This is a genomic window from Sphaerimonospora mesophila (assembly GCF_001417795.1).
GTDB classification, from domain to species: Bacteria; Actinomycetota; Actinomycetes; order Streptosporangiales; family Streptosporangiaceae; genus Sphaerimonospora; species Sphaerimonospora mesophila.
This window is the reverse complement of sequence record NZ_BCBX01000030.1, coordinates 234,368-250,183: the sequence shown is the minus strand read 5'-3', so window position 1 is coordinate 250,183 and position 15,816 is coordinate 234,368. Positions and strand designations below refer to the sequence as shown.

Below are 15,816 nucleotides of genomic sequence, written 5' to 3'. Positions count from 1 at the left end.
ATCGATTCTGCCGAGATCGCGCGGAATTCGGTGCCCGCACGCCGGCCTTCCTCAGGTGACCGTCCACCCGGCGTGCGGGCGCCGTACCCGCTCCCCGGACGCCCGACCGTCGATGACCAAGCGCAGGACCTCCGCCATTGGACGGTCGAACGTCGCGAGCAGAACGCCGGGCCGCAGCATGGGCGGGCCGGGTGGCGGCTCCGGTCCCCCGGCCCGGGCTAGCCCCACTGGTCCCAGGAGGGTTAAACGCACAGCGTTTGCCGTCATGTCACTGAACCGTAAAGCAGACACCACCTGACCGCTGTGACGAGGCGTCTCTTCCCAGGCTGCCGCACGGTGGCGGCTCCCTGCGCCGGCCGCCGCGCGCCGCGGTGCGTACCGGTAACCTTCTGCTTTCGACCAGGGCCTGAATGGGTGGAGAGATCTTCCGGTGCGGCTGGGCAATCTCGAACGTTCGATCATGGAAGCCTTGTGGGGGCGTCCCGAGGGGATGCTCGCCCAGGACCTGTCGGAGGCCCTTCCCTCGCGTCCGGCGGTCACGACGGTCCTCACCGTGCTGGTGCGGTTGTCCCGCAAGGGCATGGTGCGGCGCGAGCGGGCCGGGCGGGCCCATCTGTATTACGCGACCAGCGACAAGGACGCCTTCATCGCTGAGACCATGCGCGCCGCCCTGGAGGAGGCCGGTGACGTCGGGGCGGCTGTGAGCCGCTTCGTCGGTACGGTCTCGCCCGCGGTCGCCGAAGCGCTGCGTGCGGCCCTACAGGACCGCCCGGACGAGGAGATCCGGTGATCGCCTGGCTGGCGGCGGCCGGTCTGGCCCTGCTGCCCGTGCTGACGGGGAGTACGGTGGCCGAACGTCTGGCCGGTGCGCGATGGGCGTCGGCGCATCCCCGCGCGGCCCTGCTGTTCTGGCAGGCGATGGGGCTCGCCGGTGGGCTGGGAGCCGTGGGCGTCGGCCTGGTGGCGGCGGTCGCGCCGCTGGCGGTGGTGTTCCCGCACGGCATGCATGTCCTGGGCGGCCAGATCCTCCAAGAACGCGACCTGGGCGGGCTCGCAGCGGGCCAGGTCATAGCGTTGACCTGGTCCATCACGCTGGTCGCGTGGCTGATCGTCCACACCCTCGGCGTCACCGCGAAGGTCGCCGTCCGGCAGCGGCGTCTGCGCCTCATGGTCGACGTGGTGGCCGATCACCTCCCCGAGCATGACGCCTATGTCCTTCCCAGCCCGCGTCCGGTGGCCTACTGCGTGCCGGGCAGGCGCGCCCGCGTGGTGCTCAGCCAGGGCACCCTGCACGTCCTTGACGAGCGACAGCTCAAGGCCGTCGTCGAACACGAACGGGCCCATGCGGCGGGGCGTCACGACCTGCTGCTGCTCCCTTTTCTCGCGTGCGCTCGCGCATTCCCCTGGCTGCCGTGGGCGCGCCTGGCCCACCAGGCCGTCGGAAGGTTGCTCGAGATGCTCGCCGATGACCGGGCCCGGCGCCGCCACGGCGAGGCGGCGCTCGCACAGGCCCTGGTGACGATGGCCGATCCGGCCACTGGAGAGGGCGGCGCTCACGCACTCGCCCTGACGGATGTCGGCGTGGTGGAACGACTGGAGCGGCTTGTGGCTCCTGACACGCGCGGGCGACGCTGGGCGCCCGTCCTGGCCTGCCTGGCATCCGCCCTGGTGCTGAGCGGCCCCCTGGCAGTGCTGGCCGCCCCCCTGCTCTGCCTCGCCATCTGGGGGATCTGAGCCGCCGCTCTCTGCTGGACCGCACCGGGCTCCTGGAATGCACCGGCTCCCGCCGCAGGGGAATTCGCGCCGCGCCGGTTCACCCGGCGCGGTGTGCCGGCGGCGACCGTCGCGCTCTTCTACCAGGCGACGGGGAGGGAATTGACGCCGTAGACGATGGAGATCTCCCGGAAAGCGAGCTGATCGAACGGCACGGCCAGACGCAGACGGGGGAAGCGCCGCAGTAGTGCCGGCAGTGCGATACGCAGCTCCATCTGCGCCAGGGGAGCTCCGATGCATCTGTGGATGCCGTGTCCGAAGGCGACATGAGGGCTCGTCTTCCGCCCCGGGACGGCTCGGTCCATGTCAGCGCCGAGGGCGGGATCGCGATTGGCGGCGGTCAGCGAGCACAGCACCATCTGCCCCTTGGCGATGGGCTGCCCGGCCAGCACGAGATCCTCGCGGGCGAAGCGCGGGAAGGCGACCTGAACCACCGTGAGGTAACGCAGGAGTTCCTCCACGACCTGATCGACATGGTCGTCGGTGCTCCGGATCAGGTCGGCATGCTCGGGATTCTCCAGCAGCCACAACGTGCCGAGGGCGAGCATGCTGGTGCTGGTGTCGTGCCCGCCGGTCAGCATGCCGTCGGCGAGGCTGGCCAACTCGCGATCGCTCACCTCGTCACCATGCTCACGTAGCAGCGCGCCCAGCAGACCGTCGCCAGGGTTGGCGCGTTCCCTGGCGACCAGATCGGTCAGGTAGACCATCGAGTCGTTGACCGCCTGGATGGACGCCTCAGGTCCGGCGGACAAGTCGAACCTGTCGGCACTCATGCGCAGGAAATCAGCCCGCTCACCGTACGGAACGCCCAGTAGTTCGCAGACGACGAGCGAGGGGATGGGAAGGGCGAACGACGGGATCAGGTCCGCTTCATGCCCACCCTGCTCCATCGCGTCCAGGTGATCATTAACGATCTTCTGGATGCTTCCTTCCAGGCGCCGCAGCCGCCGAACGGTGAACTCCGGCGTCAGCAGCCGCCGCAGTCGCGTGTGCTCGGGCGGGTCGCGGAAGCCGAGACCGCCGGGGTCTTCCTGTGTTGCTCCCGCGGCGATCACGTTCGCGAAGTCGTTGCTGAACCGGTCCGCGTCGCTGAGCACCGCCCGGACGTCGTCATATCGGGTCACCAGCCAGACGGTGGACCCATCGGGCATCCGCATCGGGAAGACAGGCTGCTCGGATCGAATGCGTCCGAGCTCCGCCACAGGATCGAAACCTTCTCGGAGGAACTGCATGAGGGGGAACTCGTTGTCTGCCATCGCAGGGTGGTCCTTCATACGGGGGCAGGGCATCCCGCCGGCCCGCGAGTTCGTACGAACGACCACGGAGACAACGACGGTGCCCGGAGCGAGACAAAGGGGATTATTGAGACGCGTAGTTACGGTACGAGGCAATGCTGCCACACATCTCTGCCCGGGGGGCTCGGTCATCTCGTCGCGGGCCATGGAGGCGGCCGGACCGCACTGCCGGCCGCGACCCGGGCGGACAAGGGTCGCCCGGGGTGCCCCACGTCAGTGCGTTGACCTGGAGATCCATGTCGCCGGGACAAAGCAGTCCGGCTATCTTCTACATTAGGTAGAAGTCAGATCGAGCGATGTCGACCGGGGGCCTGCGACAGGTCCCGGTGCCGTGAGGGACCTTGCCGTCCCGGGTCACCACCTGCCTGCGGCATGTCGTGATGAATCTGGCCGTGACCACGAGGGGAGTGCGGTGACAAGCGCCGAGGATCGCACCACAGCCCGCCGATCGAAGATCGAGGCGATGCGGGCCGAAGATGAACGTAGAGCCACACGCAGGAGAAACATCGCAACCTCGCTGACCGTGGTCGGCATGTTCCTCGTGGCCGTCGCGGTCGTGTTCCTGGTCGACCGAGTCGGTGACGGAAAGAACGAGGCATCCCTCGCCGCAGGGGAGTCCCGGTTGGTTCGTGCGGACAGCCACCACCTGCAGAAGGCCGCGGACGGCAAGGTCACGCTCGTGGAATTCCTCGACTTCGAGTGCGAGGCGTGTGCCGCCTACTTCCCGGTGGTCGAGGAGTTGCGTAAGCAGTACGCCGGAAAGGTCACCTTCGTCGCGAGGTACTTTCCGATACCCAGCCACTTCAACGCCGAACGCGCCGCGCGGGCAGTAGAGGCGGCGGCTCAGCAGGGCAGGTTCGAGGCGATGTACCAGCGCATGTACGAGACCCAGAAGGCGTGGGGAGAAAAGCAGGTGCCGGCGGACGAGGTCTTCCGCGGCTACGCCAAGGGGCTCGGCCTGAACATGGACGCATGGAACAAGGCGTACGACGACCCCGCCACCTTGGCCCGAATCAAGAAGGACGTAGCAGACGGTCAAGCACTGGGCGTGCAGGGCACCCCGACCTTCTTCCTCAACGGCAAGAAGATCGAGCCCGCCTCTTCCGACGACTTCAAGGCGGCCATCGATGCTGCGCTCGCCGGCTGACTCCCCGGCCGACACCCCCGACGTCGCTCTCACCGACTCCCGCCGGCCCTTCCCACGGTTGCTGCCCTGGCTGCTCCTGGTCGGCGGCGGGATCGGACTGAGCGCCGCTTTCGTGCTCACCATCGAGAAGATCGCGCTCCTCGAGGATCCCTCCTACGTACCGAGCTGCAGCATCAACCCCGTCCTCTCCTGTGGCTCGGTGATGACCACGCCGCAGGCCGAGGTCTTCGGCTTCCCGAATCCTCTGCTGGGCATCGCCTCGTTCGCGACCGTCACATCCATCGGCGCCGCCCTCTTGGCCGGGGCGCGCTTCCGCCGCTGGTTCTGGCTGGGACTGCAGGCAGGCGCCACGTTCGGTGTGGTTTTCGTCCACTGGCTGATCTACCAGAGCCTCTACGTGATCGGCGCTCTCTGCCCGTACTGCATGCTCGTCTGGGCCGTGACCATCCCGATCTTCTTGTACGTCACGCTGCACAACTTCTCTCGCCACCGGCTGGTCAAAGCCCTCTCCGGCTACCACGCGGTCGTGCTGACCGTCTGGTTCCTGGCGGTCGTCTCCCTGATCGGGGCGAGGTTCTGGTCCTACTGGAGCACGCTGGTGTAGGGCAGCGGCGGCGCCGTGCCGCACGGCGGCAGGAAATGAACCGCTATTTCGCGATATTACCTTTCAAGGCAATTGACGCGGGTTTGGTCGGGAACGGGTAAATTATCGGGCCGCGGTGTCGGATATCCGTGTGGCCGCTGAATGTTTCCGGGCACAATATCGGCGATGTGCGACGGGGAAACTTCGGGTGGGGTGGCGATGCCACCGCGTTCCTTGACGCGCGTGCGGAAGAGCAGGCCGACGATCGTGATCGCGTTGGTGCTCGGGCTCTTCTTTCTGCGCGTCATCTCCTGCTGCACAATGGATCAGATCCATCTGCGCCACCATCACCACGCCACCGCGGGCACGGTCGTCGCCGGCACGGTCGTCGTCGGCGACGACGGGTGTGATCATTCGTTGCAGCATCCGGAATGCCGCCAGGGGCCCGACAGGCTGTGGACGCGCACCCTGGACGGCCAAGACCCGCTCCATCTCAAGGTGACCCTGGACGTACGCGCCGTGGAGCGGCCGCCCGGTTGCGGCCCGCCCCCGCGACACGCTGACTTCCGCATCCCTTATCGGGCGGAGCCGTACAAGCTGTGTGTGCTGCGCATATAACCCCGCAATTTGCTCGGCCCGGAGCCGAGTGAACGTCGACGAAAGCGACCGTACGGCACTTCGACAGACGTGCCGTCGACCTTTGGTGGGTTATATCAATGAACACAACTCTGCATTCCATGCTGCCCTCGTTCGCGGGGATTCCGGCGCCGATTCAGACCATCCCCCGCGTCGGGAGCACGCCCGTCACGTGGATCCCGGTGAAATCCCAGGAAAGCGGCTTCTGGGCGAAACTCGAAGGATTCAACCCCGGCGGGATCAAGGACCGGCCGGCCCTTCACATGGTGCGCTGCGCACGCCGCCGCGGACAGCTCCTGCCGGGTGGCGCGATCGTCGAGTCCACCAGCGGCACGCTCGGGCTCGGCCTGGCCCTGGCCGGGATCGTCTACGGCCACCCCGTCACCCTGGTCGCCGATCCCGGCCTGGAGCCGATCATGGCGCGGCTGCTGCGCGCCTACGGCGCACGCCTGGAGATCGTGACGGCGCCCCACCCGATCGGCGGCTGGCAACAGGCACGCAAAGAACGGGTCCGGGACCTGATGGCCGACCTTCCCGACGCCTACTGCCCCGACCAGTACAACAACCCCGACAACGTCGCGGCCTACGCGACGCTGGCCGCCGAACTCGTGACACAGGTGCCCTGGGTCGACACCCTGGTCTGCTCCGTGGGCACCGGCGGACACAGCGCGGGCATCTTCCGAGCCCTGCGACAGACATTTCCCGACCTCAAACTGATCGGCGTCGACACCATCGGCTCCACGATCTTCGGACAGCCGGCCCGGCCCCGGCTCATGCGCGGGCTGGGCAGCAGCATCCACCCCCGCAACGTGGACTATCGAGCGTTCTCCGAAGTCCACTGGGTCAACCCCGCGGAGGCGGTGCACACCTGCCGTACCCTCGCAGCCCGCCACTACGTCTCCGGCGGCTGGAGCACCGGCGCGGTCGCGCTGGTCGCAGACTGGGCGGCCAGAACGAGCCCCCCGGGGACCGCGATCGTGGCGATCTTTCCCGACGGACCATGGCGCTACTGGAACACCGTCTTCGACGACGACTACTGCATGGCCAACCACCTGCTGGAGGCGGCCCCGGCCGAGCACCCCGACGAGATCTGTCATCCCGCCGAGCGGGAGGTCACCCGCTGGACGAGATGCACTGCGGTGATCGACCCGATCGGGGCGACGGCGTGAACGCCGCCTTCGGCTCGTTCAGCCCTGCCGTACGGCTCCTCATGGTCAACCAGTTCGGCATCAACGTCGGCTTCTACATGCTCGTGCCCTATCTCGCCGACCACCTGTCGGGACGGCTGGGCCTGGCCGTGTGGCTGACCGGGCTGCTGCTCGGCCTGCGCAACCTCAGCCAGCAGGGCATGTTCCTCGTCGGCGGCACGCTGTGCGACCGGTACGGCTACAAGCGGCTGATCATGGCCGGATGCGGCCTGCGCACGATCGGATTCGCCCTGTTCGCCGTCTCCGGCTCCGTTCCCGCACTCGTCGTCGCCTCGGTGCTGACCGGACTCGCCGGGGCCCTGTTCAACCCGGCGGTGCGCGCCTACATCTCCGTGGAGGCCGCGGAGCGGAAGGTCGAGGCGTTCGCCCTGTTCAACGTCTTCTACCAGGCGGGCATCCTCGCCGGGCCGCTGGCCGGCGTCCTGCTGGTCTCACTCGACTTCCGGCTCACCTGCTTCGCCGCCGCCGGGGTCTTCGCCGCGCTGACCGTGCTACAGGCCCGTCGGCTGCCCGAACGCCATGGCACGGCCGCCAACTCGACACGCCCCGTGCTCACCGACTGGAAAGAGGTCGCGGCCAACCGGCCGTTCGTGACCTTCTCGGCCGCGATGTTCGTCTCCTACGCCCTGTCCTACCAGGTCTACCTGGCGCTCCCGCTGGAGCTGCACCGGCTCGGCCACGGGCAGGCCCCGATCGCGGTGATGTACACCCTCACCGCGCTGCTGGCCGTGATCGGCCAGGTCCGCCTGACCGCCTTCGCCAAAGCCAGGTGGCGGCCCGAGCAGGCCATCGCACGCGGCCTCGCCGTGATGGGTGTGGCCTTCCTGCCCGTGCTGCTCTCCACCCAGGTCCCGCTTGAGCCGTACGGCACGGCGGCGGCGATCGCACCCGCATTGGTCACCGCCCTGATCCTCACGGCCGGGGGGATGCTGGTCTTCCCGTTCGAGATGGCCATGATCTCCACGCTGGGACGACAGGAGCTGACCGGCACCTACTACGGCCTCTACAACGCCTTCTCCGGCGTCGGGATCCTCCTGGGCAACCTGGCCAGCGGCTGGGCGATGGACCTGGGCAGGGCCCATGGCGTACCGGGACTGCCCTGGCTCCTGCTCGTGATCGCAGGGCTCGGCTCGGCGCTGACCATACGAGGGATCGACCGGGCCGGACGACTCCGAGCCAGGCAGATCGCGTACACCGGCGTAGGCGGCGAGAAATGATCAAGATCAGATGCTGGTTCGAGCCCGACTCCGAGAGGCGGAAGCGCAGTGCGAGGTTCCTGGCCGAGGCGGGCTGGCTGAGGTCGGCAAGCAACTGCGCCCTGGTCCTGCCAGTGTTCGCCGAGATGCTGTAGTCACGCTTCCCGACGGCGACTGGTACACCGAGCAGCGCCCAGGTCGCTGGCGACTTGGTGGGACCGGCACCTGCAGGAAGTTCACGATGGCGACGAACAGGTCCCGCAAGCAGATCGACCCTGATTTCCTTGCGGGAGTGGTAAACGTCGGCGGCCCCGCCCCCAGATAGTGGACGGGGCCGCGCGGCGACCGCTCTATCGGGCGCCGGCGAGCTCGGGCCAGCCGTGGAGCCCGATACCGACCTGGGACCGGTACAGCTCAATCCCGGCCGCGGTGTACGGCACGGTGTTGTCCGGCAGGTCGCCGATCGGTGCCCACGTCAGGCCGCCGCACTTGCCCGGTTCGGCGTTGTACGGCTTACCCTCCCATCGGGTGGCTGTGAAGAACACGCCCAGCCTGGGCTGGCCCTCGGGAGACAGGTGGTGGACGACGGTGGCCGGGCGGAGGTCGGCCGGGTCGATCGTCACGCCGATCTCCTCGCGGGCTTCGCGGATCGCGCACTCGACGACGGTTTCGCCTGCTTCGAGGTGCCCGGATGGCAGGCAGTACAGGCCGTCGGCGTACCCGGTGCCCTGGCGGAGGCACAGCAGGATCTGGCCGGCGTGCTCAAGGATCACGTGGACATCGACGGTGACCTGATACCGCTGCCGCATGTGCGCCTCCTGTTACTGCCGTCGCTGGCGTGACCATAGCCCAGCTATACGGTGGGTAATGGACTGAACGGCGACTTGCGGTGAAACGTCACTGGTGTCCACCCGGTGCAGCGGGAACCCGTCCTCGGCGAGTACGTCGGCCAGGCCGTCGTACAGGCGGACCTCGGTGGCGCTGGACCCGTCGTGCTCGAACCGGGAGTGCACGCCCCGCTGTCGTAGCCGGTCTTCCAGGATGGCCGGGTCGGCGGTGACGAGCACGGCCAGGCATGGCCGAAGCGCGAGCGCGTTGAGCTGGCGGACGTAGTCCAGCGGGACGCCGTCGCGAGTCTGCAGGACGTACGACGATGGGACGTAGCGGTCGCACACGACGAGTCGCCCGGCGGCGAGGGCGGGCTGAATCTCCGCCGCGAGATGGTGGTAGCGGTCGGCGGCGACCAGGCAGGCCAGCGCCGTGCCGGTGAAGCCCTCCGTCTGGTGGCGGGCGATCTGCCCGAGCGGCCCGTCGGAGGGTTCCCGGGTGGCCAGCACGGGGTAGCCGGCGTCGGCGAGATGGTTGGCCAGCATGCGGGCGAGGGTGGATTTCCCGGCGCCGCCGGGGCCGTCGAGAGCGACGAACAAGCCGGACATCAGCGGCTCCCTCGGGTGCGGGCGTGCTGTTCGCGGGCGATCGTGACCAGGTGCGCGTGGATTTCCGTCTCTGTCGGCTCGCCGAACTGCAGGCCAGAGGAGAAGTTGAACTCGTCTCGGTCGCGGAGCGCCTCGTCGTCAGCGCTGAGGTTGACGGGGGTGTAGTTGAGGAGCTGTTCGGGGCTGTAGAGGCCGGTGGCCAGCAGCCGGGACCACTCGGGGGTGCCCGGGTAGGGCCGGAACTGGAAAACGGATGCCCGGAACGTTCCAACACGATCGTCTGTGAGGTCCCACAGGCGGTGGATCAGATCCACGGTTGCCTGCATCTCCGCCCTGGTCTCGGTGGGGAAACCGAGGATGAAGTACCCCTTGGCCTTGATGCCACGCCGGGTGAGCCGGTCGACGACGCTGAACACCATCTCGGATGTGATCCGCTTGTCGATGTAGGAGAGCATGCGCTCGGACCCGGACTCGATGCCGAGCGCGACCTCCCGTAACCCGCACGCCGCGAGCAGGTCCAACATGGTGTCCGAAGCACGGTGTAGCACGTTGATCCGGCCGGTCGCGTCCCAGGTCGCCCAGTCCCCGACACGTTCGGCGGCGAACGTGGTCATCATCTGGTCGATGACCCGGCGAGCGCCGAGGAACAGGTCATCGACGAACCGGAACGCCCTTACCCCGTTCCGGTCTCGGAGCTGGTGCATCTCCTCGAGGATGTTCCGCGCGTCACGGACCCGGATCGTCACGTCGGGGTTGGCGGAGACGGCCGCGCCGCAGAATGAGCAGTCGTACGGGCAGCCTCGGGCGCCGACCATGTTCGCCTCAACCCTGCCATCACTGGCAACGTAGGGGTCCTGGGAGAGGTAGGCGCGGTCGACGAACGGCAACGTGTTGATGTCCGGTGCCAGGTGGTGCACGGTGCCGGGGCGACCTCCGGTCACCGGTGTGCCGAGGATGGGGTCGAGCCACATCACCGCCGGGAGGTCGGAGCGGTTGCGATGGTCGGCGAGGAGTTCGACGACGCGGGTCTCGGCCTCGCCGAGAATGAGCGCATCACAGCGGGCCATACGGGGGTCGGTGAGGACCCGCCCCGGCATGGCCTTGGCGTGGTGGCCGCCTGCCATGATGCGGATGCCAGGGTCGAGAGCAGTGGCGATCGTGGCGCTGATCTCGTAGGTGGGGGCGAGCAGGTTGAACCCGGCCCAGCGGGGGCCGACCTGGTTGATCAGGGCGATGGTGTCGGCGACCGGGAGGCCGTGGGCTTCGGCATCCAGGACGGCGACGTTGTAGCCGCACGCGGCGGCGTAGGTCGCGATGTAGGCCATCCCAAGGACGGGCAGCGTGTAGTCGTTGACGCGGGGCCGGGTGGCGTAATCCCGCAAGGGGGCGTTGACGAGGAGCAGGTCGAGCGGGTCAGCGGGGCTGGGCCCCTGAACTAACGGCAGGTTTTCGAGCATGGTGGTCTCCCCACGCGAGGGTGAGAACGGTCAGAGTGGACAGGTGCGCGCTGGCCAGATGCCGCCAGGCGGTGGCGAAGCCGGGCTCGTCGGCGGGCCATGCGGTGGCCGGGTCGGCGGCCTTGGCCCAGGTGCGTACGGCCAGGTCGGCGTACGGGTAGAGCGAGTAGTCGCCGGTGTGGTCGGCGACGGCGGCGCCCGCGGTCCACGGGCCGATGCGTGGAACCTGCTGCAGGGCCTTGACCAGCACGTCAGCGGGCAGCTGCGCCCATTCGGTGTGGTGGTCGAGGTAGGCGGCGGCCGCCGCCTGTAGCGGTCGGCGTTTGAACGCCATGCCCAGATCAGCGAACTGCTCAGGGGTCATGGCGAGAACCTTCTCGGGGGCTGGGATCAGTGTGGTGGCCGCGACGTGCGCCCCGGCCGCAGCCCGGAATGCGTGGTGCATCTTCTTGGCCTGTCCGGCGCGGATGACCTGCCGGATGATCGCTGTAGCGATGGCGTCCCACAGGTCTGTGTTTCGCCACCGCCGTACCAGGCCGAGACCGTCGAGCGCGCGGCCGAGTCCGCGGGGGAGGGCCGCGAGGTCGAGGGTGGCCGGGTCGTAGGTGTCCACGGGTGGGGCGTAGCCCGATCCCGTGATGAGAGTCCGGTCGCCCGATCCGGTGATCAGCCATATTCCGGCCTGGGTGCGCATGGCCCGGATGGGTGTTCCGTCGGGGCTGTCCCAGCCGGGGTGGTCGAGTATGTACATCGGTGGTCTCCAAGTTCGCCGTCGTCGCTGTGCTGTGCGCCCGATGGGTGGGCCACGCCCGCGACACGGTAGTGGGACATGTGAGGTTGGTATAGGAGAATGTGACGCTTGGCAGTTCACGTTGCGGTATTCCTCACGTTCGTGCCCTGGGCCCGTTGATAAGACGCCTGATCATGTGTAGGGGTCGCCCGCCTACCGGAGCTCGTGGCAGGCGGGCGGCGTGGATGGGCGGCCCCGTTCAGCCCCTCAGCATTCGGGGCCGCCCCGCGCGGCGTGGCCCCGATCCGGTGCAGCCCGCCAGGCCGGGGCGCCCTCACGAGGCCGAGACCTGGAGGGCGAGGTCCTCCTGAGCGGCGACTGCGGTGGCGAGTTCGTCGGGGGTGTCGCCGTCGACGGTGCGGGCGGCGCCGGCCTTCTCCGCCGCCTTGGGGAACGGCTGCTCGCGGGACGCCCACAGGCGTCCGGCGTCGCTGCGCATGATCCGCCATCCGGGGATCGCCGCCACGGTGACGGTGCCTCTATCGTTGTCCATGGGCCAGGACCACCTCCTGATCAAGGGCCCGTCGCTGGTGCGCGAAACCGCGGCGGGCCCGTTCTTATGGTGTGACGTGCAGTGCATGCGTGTCTAGGCAGGCCCATGCGTGCCCAGGCACGCCCCGGATCGCCCAGGCCTGATAGGACCCAATACGGTCACCCTCGTGATCGAATTCGAGCCGGGCCGACCGAAATGGGAGCAGATCGCCGAGATCTATGAACAGCGGATCCGTAGTGGCGAGTGGCCTCCCGGGCACAAGGTCCCGAGCATCGTGGCGATCATGGGCGAGTACGGGGTGGGAAACAACACGGCCCGGCACGTCCTGCAGCATCTGCGGGATCTCGGGCTGGTGAAACTCGTGCCCAGTCTCGGGACGTTCGTGCTGCCACCTCGGTAGCGCGTGCCGTACTCGTCGGAGAGGCGGGTGACCGTCACGTCGCCATCGGGAACCGGGCGGAGGTCGACGTGAGGCAACCCCCGAATGGGCTGGCGTCATAATGCGCACCGTAGGCAACGCCCCGTGATCACGGGGGCAGATTTCCTGCCCCTTGGTTTCGGTCAGGCCAGCAGCCCTATTTTGTCGGCGAGCGCGTGAGCCTGCCGTCGCATGCTCGGTAGCTCGGTCATCTCCAGGATGAGACGGCGTGCGTACCCGTTGTATTTGATCGTCTCGGGAGCCGTCTGCTGGGCCAGCTCGAGCGTGCCGAGGACCGCGGCGTGGTCCCGCTGCAGATGGTGCGCCCGCGCCACCTCGATCAGGTGGCGGCCGCGGCGTGGCCGGGACGGGATCGACGCGGCCATCGCGCCCTCGGCCTGCCGGGCGGACTCGCCGCCCTGGTGCAGTTCGACCGCGATGGTCACCGCGTGCGGGCGCATGATGACCTGGGAGAAGCTCGTCCACGGCTGGTAGTAGTCGGCGGGTAGCCGCTCGGCGACGTGCGCGGCCTCCTCCCAGTGCAGCCACGCCTCGCCGGCCTCGCCGAGCCGGGCAGCAGTGAACGCCAGCTCGAACGACAGCGCGCCCCACATGGCCCGCAGGTCCACCCCTGCGGAGTCCATGTGCGGCTGGAGTGCCGCCATGCCCTGCTCGTTGACCTCCTGCGCGGCCTCCAGATCGCCCGCGTCCCGGTGCGCCTGGCCGAGGAACCACACCGCGCACGAGAGCGCGAGCGGGTCCTCGGACGCCTGCGCGGACAGCAGCGCCCGGTCCGCGACCCGCCACAGCAGGTCCTGGGCGGGCTGATAGGCCAGGAACATCTGCGCCAGGCCGTACACCTCGGCGAGCAGCGCCTGGGCGCGGCGCCGGTCTTCCCCCTGGTGCATGGTCGCGGCGAGCTGGGCATCGCGGATCAGGTCGGGCAGGACCTTCCCGAGCACCGTCCGATGGTCAGGGGAGGCATGCCGGGCCCGCCAGGCGGCATCCAGGCGAGCGCGGAGCGTGCCGAGCGGTTGCACGGTCCCGGTGGGCTGCAGCGGGGAAGCGTTGACGGCGTGCCGTACGGCGTCCAGGGCCGGATGCCCGGGCCCGGTGAACATCCGCACTGGCATGCTCTGATCGTGCCGCCCGGTCAGCTCGGACAGGTCCCGGACCCGCAGGGCTTCGGCGAGCTGCAGCAGGATCGGCAGGCGGGGCTGCTGCTGCAGCTTGCCGTGTTCGACCTGCTTGACCCAGGAGACGCTCTTGCCGATGAGACCGGCGAGGACTTCGCGGGTCATGCCGCGCCGTTCGCGCAGGTAGCGGATGCGCTGCCCGAGGGTGAGTACCGGTTCCGAGGATTCGTTGGCAGCGTCGTTCAAGGCCCTGCACCTTCCTGACGATCTCGACAGTCTCAGGTTACGGCGCAGGGCCTATCGCATGCGAGGGTTCACACAGCCGCCTTGCGCCGTTCGGGGACTCCGGCCTCGGCGAGCCGGCGGCGCCGTTCGTGCAGCGTTACCACGCCGAGCCGGGCCCGCTGAGCCCCCAGGAGGGCCTGGCCCTTGCGCATCAGCTCGTGCAGCGACTGCTTGCGGATGCCGAGGATCCCGGCGATGTGGTTGATCGAGTAGTCGCCGCCCTCCTTGGCGGCGGAGGCCGCGCGGACGATCGCCCGCAGGTTGGTCGCGCGCAGGGCTCTTGCCGGCAAATCAGCGAATGCCCGAACCTCCGACGATCGAGCCGTGTCAGCAGCTCGTGACGACGTCGAACCGGCCGCTGGACGACTCCTTGAGTGTCGTGACGGTGGCGTCGCCCAGGCCCATGTAGCCCAAGGAGACGTCGGCGTAGTAGGGGTTGTAGGGGTTGACCCCGTAGGAGTGGGCACGCCCGGCGGCCTTGTGGGCGGCGTTGGTCGCCGAGCCGCAGTACAGGCCGGGCTCCGGAGGATCGGTCGGCTCCTCGGCCGGGGGGTCGGTCGGCTGCTCCGTGGGCGGGTCGGACGGCTCTGCGTTGCGGTCCACGCGCCGGTTGTTCTCGAAGAAGAAGCCCGTCACGTAGGCGGGGTAGTCGATCGAGTTCGTCGTGATGTACGCCCCGCCTGAGCCCCCTCCCGCCGGCCAGTTGTGTCCCATGCCCGTGTTCTGGATCAGGGAGACGCGCGGGCCCTCGCCGTCGGACCACAGCGTTCCCGAGCCGGAGGTGTTGTTGCCCGCAAGCCCCGCCAGGGAGAACGAGGACTGCGAGCCGGCCCCGTAGATCCCGGCCATGACCTGCGCGTTCAGAGTGTTGTACCCGGGCGCGACGGTGGTGTCGTTCGAGCCGTAGATCACCGACGTGAGCTGGGTGCCGAAGGCGGAGGAGGCGGAGCCCGAGAAGGTCCGGCATGTGTTCGTCACCTGGGCCTGGCTCACCTGGACGGAGGCGATCTGGCCGGAGGACGTGCCGACCGACGGCCCCGCGTTGATCCCGACCCCCGCGAAGACGTCGGGCGCGAGGCAGCCCATCACCATGGCCTCGCCGCCGCCGGAGGAGAGGCCGGAGAGGTAGACCTGGTCCGGGTCGATTCCGAGCGAGGTGTCGGAGAGCAGGTCTTCGACGAGCTGCAGCAGGTTGTCGTCGTGGCGGCTCGGCGAGGTGCGGGAGTGGTTGCCGTCGTAGTAGTCCCAGCAGCCGAGCAGCACGCCGCCGTTCGGCGCGGCCGGGATGGCGACGACCATGCCGTACTCGTCGGCTGTCCCGGCCCAGTTGCCGCCGTCGCGCAGCGCCGTGGAGGTCTGCGCGCACCCGTGCAGGCTGACCATGAGCGCGCGCCCGGCGCCCGGCTTCGGGGCGGTGCCGGGCACGTAGAGCTGGGTGGTCATCCCGCCCGCTGACCGGGACGACCAGGCCCCGCTCGCCGGCGGGGCGTCGTCGCCGCCACCGCCGCCGCAGCCGGGCAGCGTGTCGAACGGCGGCGGGCAGTAGATGTCGGCAGCGGCGGTGGACGCCACCGTGAAGGCGGTGGCGCCGCCGGCCAGGACCAGGCCGACGGCGGTCAGCGCCGTGGCGAGTCGGTGGCTGAGCCGGGCCGGAGCGCCCGTCCGGTGCGATCGGGACAGTAACGACATGTCGATCCTCCACGTCGGTGGGGTGCCGAGCGGGTGTCGGACCCGCCGCCTATCCGACGAACCGGACAGTAAATGTGACCTGAATCACCTGTCAACTATGCGAGGTGTGGCGAGGCGGCGGAGCCCGGTCGTGCTGAGAGCGGCCGGAGGCGGGGGGCGCATCTTGACAGCGGTCGGTACGGGTCGCATCATTTCTGCAACCTGAATCGCCTCTCAGGTTTGGTGCAGGGCCGAGTCCCGTCCGACCATGCGCAGTGGCGATGACCACCTGAAG

Annotated in this window: 20 protein-coding genes; 9 read left to right on the top strand and 11 right to left on the bottom strand. The window is 68.9% G+C overall.

Translation table 11 applies throughout. The features are described 5' to 3' along the window. Nucleotides 1-51: 51 nt before the first annotated feature. On the bottom strand, nt 52-228 hold the full coding sequence (locus AP234_RS36985) for a hypothetical protein (protein ID WP_160330359.1): 177 nt from the start codon (nt 226-228) through the stop codon (nt 52-54). Nucleotides 229-430: 202 nt separating this feature from the next. Between AP234_RS36985 and AP234_RS01520 the strand changes: the two genes are divergently transcribed. Together AP234_RS01520 and AP234_RS01515 are read left to right on the top strand one after the other, a co-directional pair. Further along, a complete protein-coding gene (locus AP234_RS01520; protein WP_055477685.1) occupies nt 431-790 on the top strand; it encodes a BlaI/MecI/CopY family transcriptional regulator in 360 nt (119 codons plus the stop codon). Then, nucleotides 787-1,734, top strand: a complete 948-nt coding sequence (locus AP234_RS01515; RefSeq protein WP_055477684.1) for a M56 family metallopeptidase — start codon at nt 787-789, stop codon at nt 1,732-1,734. The genes AP234_RS01520 and AP234_RS01515 overlap by 4 nt, the downstream gene beginning before the upstream one ends. Before the next feature lie 119 nt (nt 1,735-1,853). On the opposite strand, the gene AP234_RS01510 is transcribed toward AP234_RS01515, so the two are convergent. Next, on the bottom strand, nt 1,854-3,005 hold the full coding sequence (locus AP234_RS01510) for a cytochrome P450 (protein ID WP_268778009.1): 1,152 nt from the start codon (nt 3,003-3,005) through the stop codon (nt 1,854-1,856). Nucleotides 3,006-3,600: 595 nt separating this feature from the next. On the opposite strand from AP234_RS01510, the gene AP234_RS01505 reads away from it, so the two are divergent. Both AP234_RS01505 and AP234_RS01500 read left to right on the top strand, forming a co-directional pair. Beyond that, complete coding sequence (locus tag AP234_RS01505) at nt 3,601-4,215, top strand: thioredoxin domain-containing protein (RefSeq protein ID WP_200926185.1); 615 nt, start codon at nt 3,601-3,603, stop codon at nt 4,213-4,215. Next, nucleotides 4,196-4,819, top strand: coding sequence for a vitamin K epoxide reductase family protein (locus AP234_RS01500; protein WP_083501670.1), 624 nt, complete (start codon nt 4,196-4,198; stop codon nt 4,817-4,819). The genes AP234_RS01505 and AP234_RS01500 overlap by 20 nt, the downstream gene beginning before the upstream one ends. Before the next feature lie 56 nt (nt 4,820-4,875). Here the strand turns inward: AP234_RS01500 and AP234_RS35820 are convergent, their stop codons facing one another. After that, entirely contained in the window at nt 4,876-5,106 is a 231-nt protein-coding gene (locus tag AP234_RS35820; protein WP_152990186.1) for a hypothetical protein, read from the bottom strand. 13 nt (nt 5,107-5,119) lie between these two features. Here AP234_RS35820 and AP234_RS01495 point away from each other — a divergent pair, with 13 nt between their 5' ends. From AP234_RS01495 to AP234_RS36980, 4 genes are all read left to right on the top strand, one after another. Further along, complete coding sequence (locus AP234_RS01495; protein WP_152990185.1) at nt 5,120-5,416, top strand: hypothetical protein; 297 nt, start codon at nt 5,120-5,122, stop codon at nt 5,414-5,416. 98 nt (nt 5,417-5,514) lie between these two features. Next, nucleotides 5,515-6,603, top strand: coding sequence for a PLP-dependent cysteine synthase family protein (locus AP234_RS01490; RefSeq protein ID WP_083501669.1), 1,089 nt, complete (start codon nt 5,515-5,517; stop codon nt 6,601-6,603). After that, the gene (locus AP234_RS01485) at nt 6,600-7,859 is read left to right on the top strand and encodes an MDR family MFS transporter (RefSeq protein WP_235557899.1); all 1,260 of its coding nucleotides are present in this window, start codon (nt 6,600-6,602) and stop codon (nt 7,857-7,859) included. The genes AP234_RS01490 and AP234_RS01485 overlap by 4 nt, the downstream gene beginning before the upstream one ends. After that, nucleotides 7,856-7,993 carry a hypothetical protein gene (locus AP234_RS36980; protein ID WP_160330358.1) on the top strand — a complete coding sequence of 46 codons (138 nt, stop codon included), beginning with the start codon at nt 7,856-7,858 and terminating at the stop codon, nt 7,991-7,993. Before AP234_RS01485 ends, AP234_RS36980 begins: the two co-directional genes overlap by 4 nt. Nucleotides 7,994-8,188: 195 nt before the next feature. On the opposite strand, the gene AP234_RS01480 is transcribed toward AP234_RS36980, so the two are convergent. The 5 genes from AP234_RS01480 to AP234_RS01460 all read right to left on the bottom strand — a co-directional run bounded on the left by AP234_RS01480 (nt 8,189) and on the right by AP234_RS01460 (nt 12,014). Beyond that, nucleotides 8,189-8,647, bottom strand: a complete 459-nt coding sequence (locus AP234_RS01480) for an NUDIX domain-containing protein (protein WP_055477679.1) — start codon at nt 8,645-8,647, stop codon at nt 8,189-8,191. Nucleotides 8,648-8,659: 12 nt separating this feature from the next. Next, entirely contained in the window at nt 8,660-9,274 is a 615-nt protein-coding gene (tmk, locus tag AP234_RS01475) for a dTMP kinase (protein ID WP_055477678.1), read from the bottom strand. Next, nucleotides 9,274-10,731 carry a B12-binding domain-containing radical SAM protein gene (locus tag AP234_RS01470; RefSeq protein ID WP_055477677.1) on the bottom strand — a complete coding sequence of 486 codons (1,458 nt, stop codon included), beginning with the start codon at nt 10,729-10,731 and terminating at the stop codon, nt 9,274-9,276. Before AP234_RS01470 ends, tmk begins: the two co-directional genes overlap by 1 nt. Further along, nucleotides 10,688-11,482 carry a hypothetical protein gene (locus AP234_RS01465; RefSeq protein WP_063842762.1) on the bottom strand — a complete coding sequence of 265 codons (795 nt, stop codon included), beginning with the start codon at nt 11,480-11,482 and terminating at the stop codon, nt 10,688-10,690. The genes AP234_RS01470 and AP234_RS01465 overlap by 44 nt, the downstream gene beginning before the upstream one ends. Nucleotides 11,483-11,795: 313 nt before the next feature. Continuing rightward, on the bottom strand, nt 11,796-12,014 hold the full coding sequence (locus AP234_RS01460) for a hypothetical protein (protein WP_055477676.1): 219 nt from the start codon (nt 12,012-12,014) through the stop codon (nt 11,796-11,798). A gap of 166 nt (nt 12,015-12,180) precedes the next feature. On the opposite strand from AP234_RS01460, the gene AP234_RS01455 reads away from it, so the two are divergent. Beyond that, nucleotides 12,181-12,414, top strand: a complete 234-nt coding sequence (locus AP234_RS01455; RefSeq protein WP_063842728.1) for a winged helix-turn-helix domain-containing protein — start codon at nt 12,181-12,183, stop codon at nt 12,412-12,414. Nucleotides 12,415-12,575: 161 nt separating this feature from the next. On the opposite strand, the gene AP234_RS01450 is transcribed toward AP234_RS01455, so the two are convergent. From AP234_RS01450 to AP234_RS01440, 3 genes are all read right to left on the bottom strand, one after another. Continuing rightward, nucleotides 12,576-13,814 carry a helix-turn-helix domain-containing protein gene (locus AP234_RS01450; RefSeq protein ID WP_055477675.1) on the bottom strand — a complete coding sequence of 413 codons (1,239 nt, stop codon included), beginning with the start codon at nt 13,812-13,814 and terminating at the stop codon, nt 12,576-12,578. A gap of 68 nt (nt 13,815-13,882) precedes the next feature. Further along, nucleotides 13,883-14,143, bottom strand: coding sequence for a hypothetical protein (locus tag AP234_RS01445; protein WP_055477674.1), 261 nt, complete (start codon nt 14,141-14,143; stop codon nt 13,883-13,885). Between the two features lie 37 nt (nt 14,144-14,180). Further along, a complete protein-coding gene (locus tag AP234_RS01440; protein ID WP_200926184.1) occupies nt 14,181-15,542 on the bottom strand; it encodes an extracellular catalytic domain type 1 short-chain-length polyhydroxyalkanoate depolymerase in 1,362 nt (453 codons plus the stop codon). Between the last annotated feature and the right edge of the window lie 274 nt (nt 15,543-15,816).